The sequence below is a fragment of the Halomonas cupida genome, from assembly GCF_900142755.1.
In the GTDB taxonomy this organism is placed as follows: Bacteria; Pseudomonadota; Gammaproteobacteria; order Pseudomonadales; family Halomonadaceae; genus Halomonas; species Halomonas cupida.
In genome coordinates, this window is sequence record NZ_FRCA01000001.1 from 544079 (window position 1) to 564430 (window position 20352).

The 20352-nt window shown below is 61.0% G+C and carries 16 protein-coding genes; 7 read left to right on the forward strand and 9 right to left on the reverse strand.

Translation table 11 applies throughout. The features are described 5' to 3' along the window. Positions 1 to 122: 122 nt before the first annotated feature. Together BUE38_RS02315 and BUE38_RS02320 are read right to left on the reverse strand one after the other, a co-directional pair. Entirely contained in the window at positions 123 to 1730 is a 1608-nt protein-coding gene (locus BUE38_RS02315; RefSeq protein WP_073433395.1) for a carboxyl transferase domain-containing protein, read from the reverse strand. A 32-nt stretch (positions 1731 to 1762) separates the two neighbouring features. Beyond that, a complete protein-coding gene (locus tag BUE38_RS02320) occupies positions 1763 to 2932 on the reverse strand; it encodes an isovaleryl-CoA dehydrogenase (protein WP_073433396.1) in 1170 nt (389 codons plus the stop codon). 347 nt (positions 2933 to 3279) lie between these two features. Here BUE38_RS02320 and BUE38_RS02325 point away from each other — a divergent pair, with 347 nt between their 5' ends. Further along, entirely contained in the window at positions 3280 to 3693 is a 414-nt protein-coding gene (locus tag BUE38_RS02325) for an EVE domain-containing protein (RefSeq protein ID WP_073433397.1), read from the forward strand. Positions 3694 to 3843: 150 nt separating this feature from the next. Here BUE38_RS02325 and BUE38_RS02330 read toward each other — a convergent pair whose 3' ends face one another. The 5 genes from BUE38_RS02330 to leuS form a co-directional block, all read right to left on the reverse strand. Next, entirely contained in the window at positions 3844 to 4875 is a 1032-nt protein-coding gene (locus BUE38_RS02330; protein WP_073433398.1) for a proline racemase family protein, read from the reverse strand. A 244-nt stretch (positions 4876 to 5119) separates the two neighbouring features. Next, complete coding sequence (locus tag BUE38_RS02335) at positions 5120 to 6277, reverse strand: alcohol dehydrogenase catalytic domain-containing protein (protein WP_073433399.1); 1158 nt, start codon at positions 6275 to 6277, stop codon at positions 5120 to 5122. 250 nt (positions 6278 to 6527) lie between these two features. Next, on the reverse strand, positions 6528 to 7586 hold the full coding sequence (gene holA / locus BUE38_RS02340; protein ID WP_073433400.1) for a DNA polymerase III subunit delta: 1059 nt from the start codon (positions 7584 to 7586) through the stop codon (positions 6528 to 6530). Beyond that, positions 7583 to 8257, reverse strand: a complete 675-nt coding sequence (locus BUE38_RS02345) for an LPS-assembly lipoprotein LptE (protein WP_073433401.1) — start codon at positions 8255 to 8257, stop codon at positions 7583 to 7585. Before BUE38_RS02345 ends, holA begins: the two co-directional genes overlap by 4 nt. Positions 8258 to 8429: 172 nt before the next feature. Next, entirely contained in the window at positions 8430 to 10997 is a 2568-nt protein-coding gene (gene leuS / locus BUE38_RS02350; RefSeq protein WP_073433402.1) for a leucine--tRNA ligase, read from the reverse strand. Positions 10998 to 11396: 399 nt separating this feature from the next. Here leuS and BUE38_RS02355 point away from each other — a divergent pair, with 399 nt between their 5' ends. Beyond that, on the forward strand, positions 11397 to 11903 hold the full coding sequence (locus tag BUE38_RS02355; protein WP_073433403.1) for a zinc ribbon-containing protein: 507 nt from the start codon (positions 11397 to 11399) through the stop codon (positions 11901 to 11903). A gap of 100 nt (positions 11904 to 12003) precedes the next feature. On the opposite strand, the gene BUE38_RS02360 is transcribed toward BUE38_RS02355, so the two are convergent. Next, positions 12004 to 13335, reverse strand: a complete 1332-nt coding sequence (locus BUE38_RS02360) for a hypothetical protein (RefSeq protein ID WP_073433404.1) — start codon at positions 13333 to 13335, stop codon at positions 12004 to 12006. 58 nt (positions 13336 to 13393) lie between these two features. After that, the gene (locus BUE38_RS02365) at positions 13394 to 14311 is read right to left on the reverse strand and encodes a LysR family transcriptional regulator (RefSeq protein ID WP_073433405.1); all 918 of its coding nucleotides are present in this window, start codon (positions 14309 to 14311) and stop codon (positions 13394 to 13396) included. A gap of 379 nt (positions 14312 to 14690) precedes the next feature. Here BUE38_RS02365 and leuC point away from each other — a divergent pair, with 379 nt between their 5' ends. From leuC to truA, 5 genes are all read left to right on the forward strand, one after another. Beyond that, positions 14691 to 16142 (forward strand): 3-isopropylmalate dehydratase large subunit, encoded by a 1452-nt coding sequence (leuC, locus tag BUE38_RS02370; protein WP_073433406.1) that lies wholly within the window; start codon positions 14691 to 14693, stop codon positions 16140 to 16142. 3 nt (positions 16143 to 16145) lie between these two features. Further along, the gene (leuD, locus tag BUE38_RS02375; protein ID WP_073433407.1) at positions 16146 to 16799 is read left to right on the forward strand and encodes a 3-isopropylmalate dehydratase small subunit; all 654 of its coding nucleotides are present in this window, start codon (positions 16146 to 16148) and stop codon (positions 16797 to 16799) included. Between the two features lie 30 nt (positions 16800 to 16829). After that, positions 16830 to 17903, forward strand: a complete 1074-nt coding sequence (leuB, locus tag BUE38_RS02380) for a 3-isopropylmalate dehydrogenase (RefSeq protein WP_073433408.1) — start codon at positions 16830 to 16832, stop codon at positions 17901 to 17903. A gap of 127 nt (positions 17904 to 18030) precedes the next feature. Next, entirely contained in the window at positions 18031 to 19143 is a 1113-nt protein-coding gene (gene asd, locus BUE38_RS02385; RefSeq protein ID WP_073433409.1) for an aspartate-semialdehyde dehydrogenase, read from the forward strand. Between the two features lie 264 nt (positions 19144 to 19407). Then, complete coding sequence (gene truA / locus BUE38_RS02390; RefSeq protein ID WP_073433410.1) at positions 19408 to 20331, forward strand: tRNA pseudouridine(38-40) synthase TruA; 924 nt, start codon at positions 19408 to 19410, stop codon at positions 20329 to 20331. The last annotated feature ends 21 nt before the right edge of the window (positions 20332 to 20352 follow it).

Genomic DNA, 20352 nt, shown 5'->3' on the forward strand with positions numbered 1-20352 from the left:
CATCGGTAAAGCGGTAAGCCGTAAGTTTCAAGCTGCAAGAACCCCAGCCAGACCTTCGAAGCGTGCTGCGAACTTCCAGCTTACAGCTTCAAGCTTATAGCTCCCCTTGCACAGCAAGGGGCTTACATACGGAACACGCCGAAGCGCGTCGGTTCGTTTTCAGCGTTCATGGCGGCAGCCAGTGACAGTCCCAGCACGTCGCGAGTCTGGGCTGGATCAATGACTCCGTCATCCCATAGGCGGGCGCTGGCGTAGTAAGGGTGGCCCTGGTGCTCGTACTGCTCGCGAGTCGGTTGCTTGAAGGCTTCCTCGTCCTCGGCGGACCACTGCTCGCCGGCGCGTTCCATCTGTTCGCGCTTGACCTGGGCAAGTACACCAGCGGCCTGTTCACCGCCCATCACCGAGATACGGGCGTTGGGCCACATGAACAGCAGGTTGGGATCGTAGGCGCGGCCACACATGCCGTAGTTGCCGGCACCGAAGCTGCCACCGATCAACACGGTGAACTTGGGAACCCTGGCGCAGGCCACCGCGGTGACCAGTTTGGCACCGTGCTTGGCGATGCCTTCATGCTCGTATTTCGAACCCACCATGAAACCGGTGATGTTCTGCAGGAATACCAGCGGGATGCCGCGCTGGGCGCAGAGTTCAATGAAGTGGGCACCCTTGAGTGCGCTTTCCGAGAACAGCACACCGTTGTTGGCGACGATGCCCACCGGATGGCCATGGATATGTGCAAAGCCGGTGACCAGGGTGTCGCCGTAATAGCGCTTGAACTCGTCGAAGTCGGAACCATCGACAATGCGAGCGATCACCTCGCGTACCTCGAAGGGCTTGCGCAGGTCGGTACCGACAATGCCGTACAGTTCCTCGGCAGCATATTTCGGTGCCCGTGGCTCGGCCATGGTCAGCGATCCACGTTTCTGCCAGTTGAGACGTGCCACACAGCGGCGTGCCAGCATCAGTGCATGGGCGTCGTTGTCCGCGTAGTGATCGGCCACGCCACTGACACGGGTATGCACGTCGGCGCCACCGAGGTCCTCGGCGCTGATGGTCTCACCGGTAGCCGCCTTGACCAGTGGCGGGCCGCCGAGAAAGATGGTGCCCTGTTCGCGGACGATGATCGACTCGTCGGCCATGGCGGGGACATAGGCACCGCCAGCGGTGCAGGAGCCCATGACCACGGCAATCTGGGGGATGCCCTCGGCGGACATGGTGGCCTGGTTGTAGAAGATGCGCCCGAAGTGGTCGCGGTCAGGAAATACCTCGTCCTGGCGGGGCAGAAAAGCACCGCCGGAATCGACCAGGTAGAGGCAGGGAAGGCGATGCTTGCGGGCAATTTCCTGGGCCCGCAGGTGCTTCTTCACGGTGATCGGGAAATAGGTGCCGCCCTTGACCGTGGCATCATTGGCGACGATCACGCACTCGACACCGCTGACACGGCCGATGCCGGTCACCACTCCTGCCGCCGGTACTTCTGTGTCATAGAGCTCGTGGGCAGCCAGTCCTGATAATTCCAGGAAGGGCGAACCCTCGTCCAGCAGATGGTCGATGCGGTCGCGGACAAATAACTTGCCCCGCGACTCATGGCGCTCGCGAGCCTTGTTGCCGCCGCCCTGTTGGATCCGCTCAGTCAGTTCCTGAAGGTGTTCGACTTCAAGGCGCATCGCCGCCTCGCGAGCCTGAAAGTCCTCGGAACGAGGATTGATGCTGCTATCGAGAGTTGCCATACAGCTCGCCTCTAGTGTGTCTTCTCGCCCGATTACGCTGATTCATTGAAGATTTCGCGGCCAATCAGCATACGCCGAATCTCGCTGGTACCCGCGCCGATCTCGTAGAGTTTGGCGTCGCGCAGCAGGCGCCCGGTGGGATATTCGTTGATATAGCCATTGCCTCCGAGCAACTGGATGGCATCCAACGCCACCTGGGTAGCCTTCTCGGCGCAGTACAGGATCACCCCGGCGGCATCCTTGCGTGAGGCCTGGCCACGATCGCAGGCGGCAGCGACTGCATACAGATAGGCGCGACAGGCATTGAGGGTGGTGTACATATCAGCGATCTTGCCCTGTACCAACTGGAATTCGCCGATGGCCTGGTCGAACTGTTTGCGCTCGTGAATGTAGGGAACCACCACGTCCATGGCGGCCTGCATGATGCCGATGGGGCCAGCAGCCAGCACGGTGCGCTCGAAGTCGAGGCCGCCCATCAGTACGCGCACGCCCTTGCCAACCTCGCCGAGTACGTTGTCCGCTGGCACTTCGCAATCCTCGAAGACCAGCTCACAGGTGTTCGAACCGCGCATACCGAGCTTGTCGAGCTTCTGGGCGGTGGAAAAGCCCTTGAAGCCCTTCTCGATGATAAAGGCGGTGATGCCCTTCGAGCCGGCCTCTGGATCGGTCTTGGCATAGACCACCAGCACGTCCGCGTCAGGACCGTTGGTGATCCACATCTTGTTGCCGTTGAGAATGTAGCGATCACCATCCTTGCGGGCGCGCAGTTTCATTGACACCACATCAGAGCCGGCGCCCGGTTCGGACATGGCCAGTGCACCGACATGTTCTCCACTGATCAGTTTCGGCAGGTATTTCGCCTTCTGCTCGGCACTGGCATTGAGCTTGATCTGGTTGACGCAGAGATTGGAGTGAGCGCCGTAGGAGAGGGCCACCGAGGCGCTGGCGCGCGAGATTTCTTCCATGGCGATACAGTGGGCGAGATAGCCCATGCCGCTGCCGCCGTCTTCATCGGCAACGGTGATGCCGAGCAGGCCCATATCACCGAACTTCTTCCACAAGTCGGCAGGGAACTCGTTGTTGGCGTCGATCTCCGCTGCGCGGGGGGCGATCTCGTCGCGCGCGAAGGCGTTGACCTGATCGCGAAGCATGACAAGGGTCTCGTCGAGACCGAAATCCAGAGGGGTGTAGGGACTATGCATGATGAACTCCCGGAATCCGGCGCAAGCGCGGGCAATGTAATGGTCGATATGTCAGTGCCCCGGACAGACGAGGCGTGCTGATGTCCTTGTTGCCGTACGAGCGCTCTCGACGCTGGCGATGAAGGTACGGCGGATAGTGGATACAGGCTAGGCAAGGTTTACGTTAACGTAAAGTGCAGCTTGGGCGCGTTACGACCAAAGTCGACGGGTGTGATCGAGGTCGAGTGCATCCGTTGGCCGAATTCTGGATAATCCTTCAGGGCGGAACTCCGCCCCGGTGTTTGGGAGTGGCAGGTCTCTATCGTCGGGACGAGGAAAGGTGACCTAATGAAGGAGGTGATGGACTGATGGCGTATTGGCTGTTCAAAACCGAACCCGATGTGTTTGGCTGGGATGATCTGGTTGCCAGAGGTGATCAGGGCGAAGAATGGGATGGCGTGCGTAACTACCAGGCACGCAACAATATGCGGGTGATGAAGAAGGGCGATCTTGGCCTTCTGTACCATTCCAACCAGGGGAAAGAGGCCGTCGGCATTGTTGAAGTCATTGCCGAGATACATCCCGACAGCACTACCGATGACACCCGCTGGGAATGCGTCGATATCAAGGCGGTGCAACCCTTGCCGCGCGCGGTTTCGCTGGCGCAGGTGAAGTCGGAGCCGCGCCTGACTTCGATGGCACTGGTCAGTAATTCACGCCTCTCCGTGCAGCCGGTTACCGATCAGGAATGGAAGATTGTCATGGAACTGGCTGGTTTGTGATGGCGGTTTCCATGGAGGCGCTTTCGGATGATCGAGTGCCGCGGCTGAGGTGGCAGAAGGTCGGGACTGAGGTGGTAGAAGGCGGGGCTGAAGCAGTAGAAGGCAGGAGTTTGGGTGCTGATCTCCTGCCTTCAGGCGCAGGGCCCGGGTTCAGGTTCCGGCGTTGTGGATGACCTTGAGCAGATCGCTGCAGTCGATCATCGGGTCTTCACAGTCGATATTGATGGTGGTCTGGTTCAGCACATGACTGCGACCACTGATGGTGTTCTCGAGCACCTGATGAGTGCCCTGCTGATGAGTGCCGAGCATGGTGCCGGTGAAACGGGTGTCGCGCAGTGACACGGTTTCCAGACTGTCACCGGGCTTGAGATCGCCCTGCAGGTGCATCAGCGCCAGGCGTGCCGAGGTGCCGGTGCCGGTCGTGCTACGGCAGATGACGCGGGGATGTACATAGGTCGTCGAGCGTGAGCGATAGCGACCCGGTGCCACGGTTTCCACTGGCCCCATGAAGTGCAGGAAGGGCAGGGGGCCGACATCGCCGAGGAGGTAGTGGCTGTAGCTGTGCTGTAGCTGAATGGCGTCGACGATGGCGTGGGCGCAGGCTGTCAGTCGATCCTGTTCTTCCAGCACCAGGTCGAAGCCCAATTCGCTGGCATCAACCAGCGCGTAGAAGCCGCCGCTGTAGGCAACGCTATAGGTTATTTCGCCCAGTCCCGGGACCTCGATGCGCGCACGATGGGTGTCGATATAGCTGGGCAGTCCTTCGCAGGTGACCGACGTCACCACGTTGTTCTCGACCTGTGCCTCGACCTGCACCAGGCCTGCCGGCGCTTCGAGGTTGAAGCTCTGGCGGCCTTCGCGTTTCTCGACCAGCCCGGTCTCGAGTACGGCGGTGGCGGTACAGAGCGTGTTGGAGCCGGAATAGATGGGATAGCCCATCACTTCCATGATGATATAGCCGGCGGCCGCCTGTGGGTCACAGGCAGGCACCAGCAGGTCGACAGACATCTCGGGGATGCCGTGGGGTTCGGTAAGCAGCAGGCGGCGCAGGCCATCGGCCTGGTCACGCAGATATTCCATCTGCGCGCGGACGGTATCGCCCGGCAGCGGTTTGATACCGCCAGTGACGATGCGACTGACATCACCTCCGGCATGGGTGTCCATCAGCGAGAAGCTGGCCATGGGAATTCCTTGTACTCTGAATTCGATGAAGGGAGCCCATCCATTGCAAGGCTCCCGGGTGGGCCGTAGGTATTAACCCGGCATGCTTTCATGTTGGGTTAATGCGGCACAGGGATGTGCCGCCGTCGGCCATCGGGCCGACGCGAGACCGCACCACACCAGCAGATCCACGCAGCTGCGCCAGTGTTGTGCGGACGAAAATCAAATCGATCAGGATGAGCTATTTGATTGCCATGTTAATAGGTCAGTCGGCGATGACGGCGAAGGGCGCGCCATGTTCCTGCCACTGGGAGTCAGGGACGATGACGATCTTGCCGAGAAAACCCTTGCTGCGCTCGACGAAGTAGCGCTCCGCCTGGTGCAACTCGGAAAGTCGGAAGGCACCGTGCAGCACCGGGCGAAGCTGGCCACTGCGAATCCATTCGATCAGTTGCGCCGCTTCCTCGCGGGTGCCGTGGGACACACCAAAGATCTGCACCTGATACAGGTAGATGCGGGTCCACATGATCTCGCTGAGGTTGCCGCCGCTGGCACCGGCGATCGATAGCCGCGGATAGCTGTCGCGCGCCTTCATGTCGAAGATCATGGTGTCGATGAAGCGATCGGTCATTTCTCCACCGACCAGGTCCATGACCGCATCGATGGGGCGATCGCCGGTGGCCTTGCGTACCAGCGCTTCCAACTGGTCGATATGCTGACGATCGAATACTGCCTCGGCGCCCAGTTCGAGCAGTGCTTCGGCCTTGTCGGGCTGACTCAGGGCGTAGGGGATGGCGCCGACGACGCGACACAGCTGAATCAATGCCGTTCCCACACCACCACTGGCACCGGTGACCAGCACGCGCTCTCCGGCACGGATATTGGCCGAGGTCATCATGTGGTAGGCGGTCTGGTAGGAACACATGCCCATGGACGCCAGCTCGGCATCCGCCAGCTCCGAGTTGGGGACGTGATGGAACTGGTCCGCCGGAACCACCACGTATTCGGCGAAACCGCCATCCGCTCCATGACCGTAATAATCCGGCGTCAGGTTGATGTCCGGGCGCTGGTCGGCATAGATGTTGAAATCCAACAGCCCGCGCTGACCGATACGAGCACTGTCGACCCCGTCACCTACCGCCGCGATGCGACCGGCGATATCAGCCCCCTGGATGCGCGGAAAAGTCAACGTTGGCGTACCGCCCATGGCGAAGGAGGTGACATCGCCCTTGTCACGGGTTGGATAGAGCCCTTCGCGTGCCTTGCGATCGGTGTTGTTCTTGGCGGTGGCAGTCACCTGCACCAGAACCTCGCCGGCGCCCGGTTGGGGGACTGCTACATCGTCGTGATAGACAAGCTTGTCCACGTCGCCATGGGCGGTGAGCAGCATGGCGTGCATGCTGGTGGGGATGGGGTTGGCCATGTAAATCCCTTTGCGCTGAGTGTGTGTCTGCCCGCAGGACTCCGGCGGCGGAAATGGCTCGCTGCCCGGGTCATGGACCTGAGACGTTGAACAGCGCTTTCGGGAGTCACCTGGATACAAGTTGACACTAGCATTGCCCAGGCTACCGATAAAAGGGGGGCGCCCGGCGAACAGAGGGTAAATGCATTGCACGGCAAAGGCGGCTTTGGGTCGCTGTCGTCGGTACGCGACGTTCGATCACCTCATGTCCTCAACCCACTCGATAGGAGGAGGGGAGTTCTGCCAGCAGGCCGCGGCCTCCGGCCAGGGTCAGGGCCAGATCCTGCAGCCCCTGGTGGAGTGGCAGGTCACTGGCACCCTTGATCGAGAGATCAAGGCGTTGCGCGAACATCAGCAGCTTGTGCAGACGGCGCAGTGGCAGGCGGCCGATTGCCTGCTGATAGAGGGGGCGACGCTTATCGAAGATCGGTGGCTTCTGCGCCTTGCAGGCATGCTCGAAGCTCTGGCCCTGGTCGAGGTGCTGATGCAGTGACAACAGGATACGGATTTCCCGAGTCAGGGCCCACAGCACGATGGGGGCTTCGGTACCCTCGGCCTGAAGTCCGGCGAGAATACGTATCAGCCGTTCGCGTTCGCCCTTGAGGCAGGCATCGATCAGGGTGAAGACGTCATAGCGAGCGCTGCTCTCCACATCGCCCGCCACCTGACGTGGCGAGACCTGGCTGCCCGGCGGCAGAATCAGGGCCAACTTCTGGAGTTCCTGGTCAGCGGCCAGCAGGTTGCCCTCGGTGCGCTCGCCCAACAGGCGGGCGGCATCCAACGACAGATTGAGACCATGGACCTGGGCGCGGTCGCGCAGCCAGAAACCGAGACGCGATGCGTCGACCGGCCACACAGGGACGAATAGCCCGATCTTGTCGAGAGCCTTGAACCAGGCGCTCTTCTGCTCTCGGGCATCAAGTCGACCTGCCATGATCAATAGCATGTTGTCGCTGCCGGCTGCGCTTTCGGCATATTCCTTGAGTGCCTTGCCGCCTTCCTGGCCTGGCTTCGAGGAACCGAGGCGCAGCTCGATCAATTTGCGTGAGGCGAACAGCGACATGCTGGCACCTGCCTCGGTCAGACGACCCCAGGCAAAGTTGGCTTCGACATCGAGAACATCCCGCTCCTCGACACCTGCCTCGCGAGCCTGACGTCGCACCAGGTCGCAGGCTTCCATATGTTGAAGAGGTTCATCGCCGGCGATGATGACCACCGGCGGCAATGACTTGCTCAGTGCATCGGGCAGCTTGTCGGCAAAGACCTTCATTCGTTGACGCTACCTGCACTCTGTTCCGACCCACTGGTCTGCAGGGGGGTGCTGCTGACGCCGGGAGTCGTGATGGTATTCACCGTGGTACCGTTCCCGCCATCGATGCTGCTGCTTTCGGCAGGGGACGGTTCGGCAGGAGGCTGTGCGCTGCTGCCGGGTTCGACAGCACCACCCTGAGGCAAGGCTCGCAGACGTTCGATCATCTGGCGGACAGCGTTGCTGCGGGCACGATCCAGAGCGTCTTCACGCAGGTCATCTCGTGACAGCAGATTGCCATCTTCGACGATGTAATAATCCGTTGCCTCGAGGTTCTCGCGACTGACCAGATAGGCGCTGTCGGAGCTGCGCTGGATCGAGTAAGGAATGGTAAGCACCAGGGTTTCATCGCGACTACCGGAGTCCAGGACACCGTCACGGCGAACGAAACTGTCCTCGGGACTCAGGTTGAGGCGCAGGGGAGCGTTGGCATCCACTCGGGTACCCTGAGCCTCGAGACGCTCGGTGAGCTGTTCGGCGAACGGACTTTCCGCGCCGGGACCGGCGATCGCCAGGCTATCCAGGCCCAGCACGTCGTCACCGAGGCCACGGAGATGAAAGCCGCAGCCGACCAGCGTCAGGGCAATGCCGGCAGTAAGGGAAAGGCTGAGAAGTTGGCGGCGCTGCAGCATGGGAACTCCTTATCCAGCAAAAGAAACAGTCCAGCAAGAGGATCAGCCCAGGCAATATATCTTGTCCAGGCACTTGTTCTGGCAAGCGTCAGATCGAATCAGCCGCTGCCCGTCCCCGGGGTGTGACGTCGGGAGCGAGCAGCGGAGCCGGGGCTGATCAGTCGGCAATCTGTCAGTTGGCCACAATATTGACCAGCTTACCCGGTACCACAATCACCTTGCGAACGGTCTTGCCGTCGACATGGCGCTGGACATTGTCTTCTGCCATGGCCTGGGTCTCGATGGCTGCCTTGTCGGCATCAGCGGGGACCTCGATACGGGCCCTCAGCTTGCCGTTGACCTGTACCACGACCTCGACACTATCGCGCTTCAGGGCAGACTCGTCGACCTGCGGCCACTCGGCATCGATAACCGGCTCGTCATGCCCCAGTTCCTGCCACAGGGCATGACAGGCGTGGGGGGTGATCGGAGCCAGCAGCAACACGCAGGCCTCTACCGCTTCACGGACGACGGCCAGGCCCTGGGGGGTGGTATCGGTGAAACGGCCGATGGCGTTGGTCAGTTCCATCACCGCGGCGATGGCAGTGTTGAAGGTGGTACGACGACCGATGTCATCGCCGGCCTTGGCGATGGTCTCGTGGGTCTTGCGGCGCAGCTCACGCTGAGCGTCGTCGAGGTTGGCGACATCCAGACTGGCCGGAGAGCCCGCTTCGAGGTGCTCCGCGACCAGGCGCCACAGGCGCTTGAGGAAACGGTTGGCACCCTCGACACCGGAGTCCGACCATTCGAGGGACTGCTCGGGCGGTGCAGCGAACATCATGAACAGGCGTACCGTGTCGGCACCAAAGCGGTCGATCATCGACTGAGGATCGACACCGTTGTTCTTGGACTTGGACATCTTCTCGATGCCGCCCATCTCGACGGGTTGACCGTCGCTGACCAGGATGGCGCGCAGCGGGCGGCCCTTTTCGTCGCGCTCGACCTCGACATCCGCCGGGTTGAACCATTCCTTGCCGCCGTTGGCCTCGTGGCGATAGAAGGTCTCGGCGATCACCATGCCCTGGGTCAGCAGACGCTTGAACGGCTCGTCGGAGTCGACCAGCCCGAAGTCACGCATCAGCTTGTGGAAGAAACGGGCATACAGCAGGTGCAGAATGGCGTGTTCGATACCGCCGATGTAGAGGTCCACCGGCAGCCAGTAATTGGCGCGCTCGTCGAGCATGGCCTCGTGGTTGTCAGCGCAGCAGAAGCGCGCATAGTACCAGGAGGATTCCATGAAGGTGTCAAAGGTGTCGGTCTCGCGGGTCCAGCCATCGCCCAGATCGGAAAACGCCGGCATCTTCTTGAGCGGCGAGCCGGAGGCATCGACAGTGACTTCCAGCGGCAGGGCCACCGGCAGTTCCTCGTCGGTGAGCGGCACCGTCTGACCCTCGGGGCCGTACTTGACCGGAATCGGTGCGCCCCAGTAACGCTGGCGAGCCACGCCCCAGTCGCGCAGGCGATAGTTGGTCTTGATCTCTCCGTGGCCCTGCTGCTCGAGGCGTGCAGCGATGGCGTCGAAAGCCGCCTGGAAGTCGAGGCCATCGAACTCGCCGGAGTTGATCAACTTACCGTGTTCCACCCAGGCGGCTTCGCTCAGGTCGGGCGTATTGCCATCGGCATCGGCGATCACCGGCTCGATCGGCAGGCCGTATTTCGTGGCGAATTCCCAGTCACGCTGGTCGTGTCCAGGCACCGCCATGACCGCGCCGGTGCCGTATTCCATCAAAACGAAGTTGGCAACATAGACCGGAATGCGACGGCCGGTCAGCGGGTGAACGGCCTCGAAGCCCGTGGCCATGCCGCGCTTTTCCATGGTCGCCAGTTCGGCTTCGGAGGTGCCGCCCTGGGCGCAATCCTCAATGAACCCGGCCAGCTCCGGAGCGTTCTCGGCCGCCTTGCGGGCCAGCGGATGGCCGGCAGCCACGGCGACGTAGGTAACACCCATCAGGGTGTCAGGGCGGGTGGTGTAGACCTTGAGTGGTTCGTCACCCTCGACATCAAAGGCCAGCTCGACGCCACGGGACTTGCCGATCCAGTTGCGCTGCATGGTCTTGACCTGCTCCGGCCACTCGACATTCTCGAGGTCGGCAAGCAGCTCATCGGCGTAGTCGGTGATCTTGAGGAACCACAGCGGGATTTCCTTGCGCTCGACCGGGGCGCCTGAACGCCAGCCGCAGCCGTCGATGACCTGCTCGTTGGCGAGCACCGTCTGATCGACCGGATCCCAGTTGACCGTGGCCATCTTCTTGTAGACCAGCCCTTTCTCGACGAGGCGCGCGAAGAACCACTGCTCCCAGCGGTAGTACTCGGTGTCGCAGGTGGCGAACTCACGGTCCCAGTCGTAGGCAAAACCGAGAGCCTTCAACTGGGCACGCATGTAATCGATGTTCTCGTAGGTCCACCTGGCCGGAGGGACCTGATTCTTGATGGCGGCATTTTCCGCCGGCATACCGAAGGCATCCCAGCCCATCGGCTGAAGAACATTGCGGCCCTGCATACGCTGGAAGCGCGTGACGACATCGCCGATGGTGTAGTTGCGTACATGCCCCATATGCAGCTTGCCGCTGGGATACGGAAACATCGATAGGCAATAGAACTTTTCGCGATTGGCGTCCTCAATTGCCTTGAAGCACTGGTTCGCGGTCCAGAATGTCTGGGCGTTGTTTTCGATGTCGTGTGGCTTGTACTGAGCGTCCATCGCGGTCTTCAGGTACCTTGAAAGTCAGGCGTGCATCCATATCGATACACGCAGGGAATGACGGAACCTCCGGCGAAATCGAGCTGCCGGCCTATACCAGGGCGGCATGGCTTGCCGGAGTGGCAAGTAGAGCCAGAGCAATTCTACGAACGGGTATTGCGTAGAAAAAATTCCACGAATTGGTATTGCGTAGAAGAAGTTGGGCAATTCTACCGTCAAGTCGTGGGTGGAGACCAGCGTACCGCAATGCCGGTGAGGCTCGCCAGGATACCCAGGCTGCCGGGGATCAGGTTATGGTGTGAGAACCTGCCTCGTTCCGTCTGTAGAATCAGGTCAAGGCGGTAGAATCAGATCAGGATTCTCCGGCCTGTCTCAAGACCTCATCAGGGAGATTTCGCCATGAGTAATGATCCGGGACACAACGACCATCGCCTGCGTGAAGGCTATGAACGAATGCTGGCACGCCTCCGTGAGGGTGCCGACGAGCTGACCTGGGAGAATCTACAGCGTGATCTGGACGAGGCCGTCGAGTTCGAGGCCGAGCTTGAGGAATACACCCGCGATGAACTGGCTCTGCTCCGGGCGTGGGTGGAGCGGGACCTCAAGGACATGCGCCGTTATCTCGCCGCCGGCAGTGGCACGGTTGCCACCTGGCTGGGATTCGATCTCGATGTTCTGTCGCGCAAGATCACGGAATCACTGCTGTCGATTGCCGACCGCAGTGTGATTGAACGCGAGCAGCTCGAGGATGCGCTCGAAGCCTCGCGCGCCGATTACACTGCGGGAGAAGTTGCCGCCCCTGGCCGGATGGCCTGCGTGCACTGCGACTCCGTGGTAGTGCTTGAAGGAGTGCAGCGTATCGAACCCTGTCACCAGTGTGGGCACCGCTACTTCACGCGCGCCTGAGTGTTCACGCGCGGCTGAGCTGAAGCGTGCCACTCATGCCTGGGTTCCTCGCGTACCTGGTTCCACTCATACCCGGTTTCCAGGTATGCCCGGGGGTGGGTCAGAGGTCGCGGGCAAGCCAGGCGATGCCGGCCAGTACCAGGCCGGACATGATCAGCGCATAGAGCAGGTTGTGGCGCATCATGCGGTAACCGCTGACGCCATAGCGGCCCTGTAGTGACAGGTTGATGCCGGATAACGGTCCAACGCTGGTGCCCACCGCCCAGGATGCCAGGGCAACAAAGCCGAACAGGGTCTGGTGGGCACCGTCGAGGTCGAGCATCGACGCCAGGATCGAGACACCGATGATCGGATGCAGACCGGCAATCGCGCTGATCACAATGGCCAGATAGCTGGCCATGGCGGGCAGGGTGCTGAAATCCGGGAACAGGGTCCAGTCGCCCTGGGTGGCGGCATCGACCAGGCTGGACAGTCCCCGGGTCAGGAGGCCCGCGCACAGGAAGAGTGTGATCTCTCCGCGCATCGCCGGTAATCGGTAGTCGATATGACGGCCGATGCGAGTCCGTGCCAGGCCGATGCCGCCCCGCAACAGGTTGGCCAGCAGAGCGATACTCGGCATCAGTAGGGTAATGATGCTGACAATGGTCAGGTCTGGCGTCAGTACATAGTGGAAGAGCATGACCAGCGAGGCCATGGAGACCGGCATCAACAGGCTGCGTGGTGCCAACGAGAAGCCCGCTACGTGCTGCACATCGAAGCGGCGTGATACCTCGAACACCGTGAGCAGACCACTGAAAAGTGCCAGAGGCAGACCGATACCGACCAGGTCGGTATAGCTGAGCCCCGGTGCCAGGGTAATGACCACGCCCATCGAGGCAAAGAAGGGTGACCACAGGGCGGCACTCGACAGGCCGCGATTGAGCCCCAGCAATTGCGAGTCGGTTAGCGGTCCGCGGCGCTCGAGGCGGTCCCCGACCATGAATACGGTCGATAGATTGAGAATGGCGCCGAGCAGGTGTACGCCCAGCCAGGTGCCGGCCAGACCGCGACGCCCGGTGATGCCTCGGGTGGCAGGGGGGGCGGCCTGTTCCGCAGGACGCCCGATCAGGGCGATGAAACTGACACCGACCAGCATGGCAGCGACGAAGATGTTGCCATCCAGTATGTGCAGTATCTGGATGTCGGCGCCGTAGATCCACCAGGCCAGCAGCAGCATGACCAGCCCCAGCACTGCCAGACTGCCCGCCTGCCATTGGTTGCGGTGTGGGATATCGCGCCACATCAAGGCGACGGAAGACCACAGCAGGACACTCGTCAGCGGGGCCGGTATCGGCAGGACAAAGGACAGGATCTGAGTGAGCAGTCCTGCCAGCGTCAAGCTTCCAGCAAGGCGATGCCGCAATGGCGGTCGGGGAGTAGGGCTGGTGGTCATGAATCCGTTCGCTTTCCCTGGCTGACGTGTGGATGGGGCTTTTATGGGCCGGTGAGGCTCAGTGGGATAGAGGCCAATCGATTGCTGCAGCCTCACGACTTTCGTCGAGTCGGGCCAGCATCGCCCGGGCGGCGTTGGATAGGGTACGGTCACGGTGCACCAGATAACCCAACGGACGCTGGATGTCGATGTCATCCACTGAAAGGGTGGTCAGCCTGCCTTTCTCGATATCCGTCACCACCATTCGCTCGGGCAATAAGCTCCAGCCCAACCCGGCGATGACCATCATCTTGAGGGTTTCCAGGTAGTTCGTCGACTGGCTGACCCGTAGATCCAGGTGATGCTCGGCAAGACATTGCTCGATCAACTGGTGGGTGAAGGTGAATGGGCCGGGCATCAATGCATCATGGTCGCTGAGCGCTCGGGGTGAGAGGTGAGGGTGGTGAGCAAGAGGGTGGTCGGGACTGGCTACCAACACCATCCGATCGATCCACACCGGCACCACCCTCAGTTGGGGGTCAGGATTCGCGGTCAGCGTCACCAGAGCCACCTCGATCTGACCATCGAGCACGCCCTGCCAGGCCTGCTCGGAGTCGAGAAAGCGCAGATCCAGGCGGACCTCAGGGTGGTCCTTGACGTAGTCGCCCAGAATGGGCGGTAGACGATGCAGACCGATATGGTGGCTGGTGGCGAGGATCAGTTCACCACCGACATCGCCATCGAGATTGCCCAGCGCCCGGCGGCTGTCATCCACCATCACCAGGATCTGCCGCGCGCGTGGCAGCAATACTCGGCCAGCCTCGGTAAGACTGACACGCCGACCTATGCGATCGAACAACCGGGCGCGAGTCTGGTTCTCCAGCACGGCGATGCGCTTGCTGACCGCCGGCTGCGTCAGGTGCAACTGCTCCGCCGCGCGCGAGAAACTGCCGCAATCGGCGACGGCCAGAAAGGCCTGCAGGCTTTGGGTGTCCATGGCGTTTCCTTGATGAAGCTACGAGCTACGAGCTACGAGTACGCTTCGCTCGAGCCGAACCCCGAACCCCGAACCGGGGAAATACACGGAACTGTGGGTTTGGCGATGAGCCGCTCGCGTCTCGAAGCTGGAGCGGCACTGGTCCGCTCGAAGCTCGCTGCTCGTAGCTCGGAACTTTATTATTCCTCTTAGGAATCGTTTTAATAAATAACATGAATTGCTTTTATTTGGGAGGGGCGCGAGACTTGTTGCACAAGCCCGGTTTTCAAGGACTGGTTTCCAGGTTCTGCGCTGACCACAGGCGCCGATACTTCGATCGGATTGATGACAGTAACAGAGAGGCGAGAGAGGCGTGAGCCCGAGCCTCGGAGGAGAATTCATGGCAGCCCGGACACTTTACGACAAGTTATGGCAGCAGCATCTCGTCAAGGAACGCGATGACGGCACGGCACTGATCTATATCGATCGCCAATTGCTGCACGAGGTCACCTCACCTCAGGCCTTCGAGGGCCTGCGTATTGCCGGTCGCAAGCCCTGGCGTCTCGATGCCAACCTGGCAACCCCTGATCACAATGTTCCGACCACGGTCAAGGAGCGTGCTGAAGGCAACAGCGGCATCAAGGATCCGGTGTCATTGATCCAGGTGCAGACGCTCGACGATAACTGCGAAGCCTTCGGTATCGAGGAATTCCGCATCAATGACCCGCGTCAGGGCATTGTTCACGTGGTCGGTCCGGAGCAGGGGGCGACCCTGCCTGGCATGACGGTGGTATGTGGCGACTCTCATACCGCCACACATGGCGCTTTCGCCGCTCTGGCCCATGGCATTGGCACCTCCGAAGTCGAGCACGTATTGGCGACTCAGTGCCTGCTGGCCCAGAAGATGAAGAACATGCAGGTGCGTGTCGAAGGGCAGCTTGGTGCCGGAGTCACTGCCAAGGACGTGGTCCTCGCCGTGATCGGTCGCATCGGCACCGCCGGCGGCACCGGCTATGCCATCGAGTTTGCCGGCAGCGCGATCCAGAGCCTGAGCATGGAAGGCCGTATGACGGTGTGCAACATGGCCATCGAGGCCGGGGCTCGCGTCGGCCTGATCGCCGTGGATGACACCACCATCGATTACCTCGCGGGGCGGCCCTTTGCTCCCCAGCAGGCTGATTGGGAGGCCGCTGTTGCTGATTGGCGCAACCTGGTGTCCGATGAAGGCGCCCGGTTCGACAAGGTGGTGACCCTCGATGCGGCCGAGATCGAGCCGCAGGTCAGCTGGGGAACCAGCCCGGAGATGGTCACCGGTGTCAGCGGTGAAGTACCGGACCCCGCTCAGGCGGGAGACGACACTGTGCGGGGCAGCATCAGCCGCGCGCTGGAATACATGGGATTGTCCCCTCGCCAGAAGATCACCGATATCCGTCTGGATAAGGTGTTCATCGGCTCCTGCACCAATTCGCGTATCGAAGACCTGCGTGAGGCGGCGAAGGTTGCTCAGGGCCGCAAGGTGGCCAGCTCGATTCAACTCGCCATGGTGGTTCCGGGCTCCGGTCTGGTGAAGCGCCAGGCCGAGCAGGAAGGGCTCGACAGGATCTTCATCGATGCGGGTTTCGAGTGGCGTGAGCCGGGCTGTTCCATGTGCCTGGCCATGAACGCCGACAAACTGGGGGCCGGCGAGCACTGTGCCTCGACCTCGAACCGCAATTTCGAGGGGCGTCAGGGGTATGGCGGCCGAACGCACCTGGTCAGCCCGGCGATGGCTGCTGCCGCCGCGATTGCCGGTCATTTTGTCGATGTTCGTCATCTTGACGCTGATGCCAGCAATGCACGAGAGGAGGCCTGAGCCATGGAAAAGTTCGAACAGATTCAGGGATTGGTCGCACCGCTTGACCGTGCCAATGTCGATACCGACCTGATCATTCCCAAACAGTTTCTCAAGTCCATCAAACGCACAGGATTCGGCGTCAACCTGTTTGATGAATTGCGTTATCTCGATGAAGGACAGCCGGGGCAGGACACATCACAGCGCCCATTGAATCCGGATTTCGTGCTCAACCAGTCCCGCTATCAGGGGGCTCAGGTGTTGCTGGCTCGGCGCAACTTCGGTTGCGGCAGTTCCCGCGAGCATGCCCCCTGGGCGCTGGAGGACTTCGGTTTCCGTGTGGTCATTGCGCCGAGTTTTGCCGATATCTTCTACAACAATGCGTTCAAGAACGGCATTCTGCTGATCACTCTGGCCGAAGAGCAGGTCGACCGCCTGTTCCGCGAAGTCGAGGCCGAGGAGGGCTATCGCCTGGATGTGGACCTCGTGAATCAGCGGGTGACAACACCTGGTGGCGAGATTCTCGACTTCGAGGTGGATGCCTTCCGCAAGCATTGTCTGCTCGAAGGTCTCGACGACATCGGCATCACTCTGAAGGATGAGTCGGCGATTCGTGATTTCGAAGTGCGTCATCGCACTGCACGACCCTGGCTGTTCCGCGATACGCCATCGGCTTGATTGCCATCTTGAATGTAAGGATAGAACGATATGACTCGCAGGATTCTGGTACTGCCCGGTGATGGCATCGGGCCGGAAATCACCGCCCAGGCAACGCGTGTGCTCGAGGCCTGTCAGACGCTGGGACTCGATGCCGAGATCGAGCAGGGCCTGGTGGGGGGCAGTGCCTACGATGCGCATGGCGTGCCGCTTCCCGATGAAACTCTCGACAAGGCGCGGAGTGCCGATGCGATTCTGCTTGGCGCTGTCGGTGGCCCCAAATGGGATCGCATAGAGGATCTCTCGAAGCGCCCGGAAAAAGGCCTGCTGGGCCTGCGCAAGGAACTGGGGCTGTTCGGTAACCTGCGCCCGGCGATTCTCTACCCGCAACTGGCTGAGGCCTCGACCCTCAAGCCGGAAGTCGTGTCCGGTCTCGATATCATGATCGTGCGCGAGTTGACCGGCGGCATCTATTTCGGGCAACCGCGCGGTATCGAGGAGCGCGACGGCCAGCGTGTCGGCTTCAACACCTACGTCTACAGCGAAAGCGAGATCGAGCGTATCGGTCGAGTGGCCTTCGAGATGGCACGCAAGCGCAATGGCAAGCTGTGCAGCGTGGACAAGGCCAATGTTCTCGAAGTCACCATCCTGTGGCGTGAAGTCATGGATCGTCTCGCCGCCGAATACCCAGATGTTGAGCTGTCGCACATGTATGTCGACAATGCGGCCATGCAACTGGTGCGCGCGCCCAGGCAGTTCGACGTAGTGGTTACCGGCAACATGTTCGGCGATATCCTTTCCGATGCGGCGGCAATGCTCACTGGCTCCATCGGCATGCTGCCGTCGGCTTCGCTCAACGAGCGTGGCCAAGGTATGTATGAGCCCTGCCATGGTAGTGCGCCGGACATCGCCGGTCAGAATCTCGCCAACCCTCTGGCAACGATCCTGTCGGTGGCAATGATGTTGCGTTATTCCCTCGACGAGGCAGACCTCGCCGCCCGCATCGAAGCGGCAGTCGGCAAGGTGCTGGATGATGGACTGCGCACCGCGGATATCGCTTCCGAGGGCAAGCGCCGTGTCTCCACCTCGGAGATGGGTGACGCCGTTTTGGCCGCCTTGTCCTGATCGTTGCTTGAGGGCAATATTTGCTGAGTCTTTACGCAGACGATCCCTTGAATTGACCGGTAGCGTCTGAAAGGCGCTGCCGGTTTCTGTATAATATTCGCCACACTCGATATCTGGAGGACTTCACATGTTGAAAGTCGGTTTTGTTGGATGGCGCGGCATGGTGGGCTCTGTGCTCATGCAGCGCATGGTGGAAGACGGTGATTTCAAGGGTATCGAGCCGATCTTCTTCACCACATCCCAGGTTGGCCAGCCCGGCCCCGACATCGGCGTGGACGTGCCTCCGCTGAAGGATGCCTACGATATTGCGGCGCTCAAGGCACTGGATGTCGTGGTGACCTGTCAAGGCGGTGACTACACCAAGCCGGTATACCAGGACCTGCGTGGCAGTGGCTGGAAGGGCTACTGGATCGACGCTGCCAGTACCCTGCGTATGGCCGATGACGCGACCATCGTGCTGGATCCGGTCAATCGCCGCGTCATCGATGCGCAGTTGGCCGCCGGCAGCAAGACCTTTGTTGGCGGCAACTGCACCGTCAGCCTGATGCTGATGGGCCTCGGTGGCCTGTTCGAGGCTGATATGGTCGAGTGGATGACCTCCATGACTTATCAGGCGGCCTCCGGCTCCGGTGCGCGCCATATGCGCGAGCTGCTGACTCAGATGGGGACGTTGCGTGACAGCGTTGCAGCCGAGCTTCAGGATCCGGCCAGCGCCATCCTCGACATCGATCGCAAGGTCACCGAAACCATGCGTTCCGGCGACTTCCCGACCGAGAACTTCACCGCGCCCCTGGCCGGAAGCCTGCTGCCGTGGATCGACACCAAGCTCGATAATGGCCAGAGCCGTGAAGAATGGAAGGGCGGTGTAGAAACCAACAAGATCCTGGGGCGTCAGGTCAACCCTGTTCCCATCGACGGTCTCTGCGTGCGGATCGGTGCCATGCGCAGCCACAGCCAGGCGTTCACCATCAAGTTGCGTCAGGATGTGCCGCTCGACGAGATCGAGGAGCGCATCGCCGCCCACAACGAATGGGTCAAGGTGATTCCCAACGACAAGGATGCCTCCATCGCCGGCCTGACTCCGACGGCTGCGACCGGCACCCTGAGCATTCCGGTTGGCCGCTTGCGCAAGCTGGCCATGGGCGGGGAATACCTGTCGGCCTTCAGCGTGGGTGACCAGCTTCTGTGGGGGGCAGCGGAGCCGCTCAAGCGGATGTTGAAGATTCTGCGCGAACAGTAATCGCGACCGGGAGAACCGGTTCTGTTCTGGAAGGGGCGCCGCAGGCGTTACCCTGGCACACCCGGCTTCGGCCGGGTGTCTTTCGTTCTGGGGGGCGATAAGTGGATCGAGGTGGTCAAGAAGCAGGGGAAAAGGGATAATGCGCGGCTCATCTTTCAGCGCCACATTTTTCAACGCCTTGTTTTTCAATGTGCTGACCGCCAGTTTTCATGAAGCACAGCCGAAGCCGGGCTCGAAGGCTCTTTTGAAGGTAATGCAACCAGCATGTCCCTGTTTCATTTTCTCGATGAACGTACACCACTGACGGGGCGCCTGGCCCTGAGTGTCGAATACGATGGCACCGCCTACTGTGGCTGGCAACGTCTGAAGCACTCGCCTTCTGTTCAGGGAGCGGTGGAAAAGGCTCTGGGTCGGGTGGCGGGTACCGATATCACGATTCACTGCAGTGGGCGAACCGACTCCGGGGTGCATGCGACGCGCCAGATTGTTCACTTCGATCCGCCGGTGCCGCGCTCCGAGAAGGCATGGGTATTCGGAGGCAATGCCAATCTACCGCGAGATATAGCGATTCGCTGGATAAGGGAAGTCCCTGATGACTTTCATGCGCGCTTCAAGGCGCTGGCGCGGCGTTATCGTTATGTGATTCTCAATCAGCCGAGCCGTCCGGTACTGGAACGCGCCAACGCTACCTGGTGCCGCGATCCGTTGGATGCCGACGCCATGCACGAGGCCGCCCAGGTGCTGGTGGGAGAGAATGACTTCTCGAGCTTCCGTGCGGCCGGCTGTCAGTCGAAGACCCCCTGGCGCCATCTGCACTTCATTGAAGTTCATCGCCACGGCCCGCTGGTAGTCGTGGATATCCAGGCCAACGCCTTTCTTCATCATATGGTGCGCAATATTGTCGGGGCGCTGATGACCGTCGGGCGGGGAGAGGAAGGCACCGACTACCTCGCTCGCCTGTTGGCACTCAAGGATCGTACCCTCAGTGACGTCACTGCACCTGGCAGCGGACTGCATTTTGTCGATACCCTTTATGACGAGGTGTGGCAGTTGCCGAAGGAGCCACTGGGGCCCAACCTGCTGGCATTCCTGGGTGAGTGGACCGGCGAGCGTGAACTGCCCGACTGTCGCATGGTGGACTTCCGTCGCCGCCGTCAGATCGCGCCGGACGACAAGCCTGCCCCTTGACTCTGGCTGAACACATCAAGC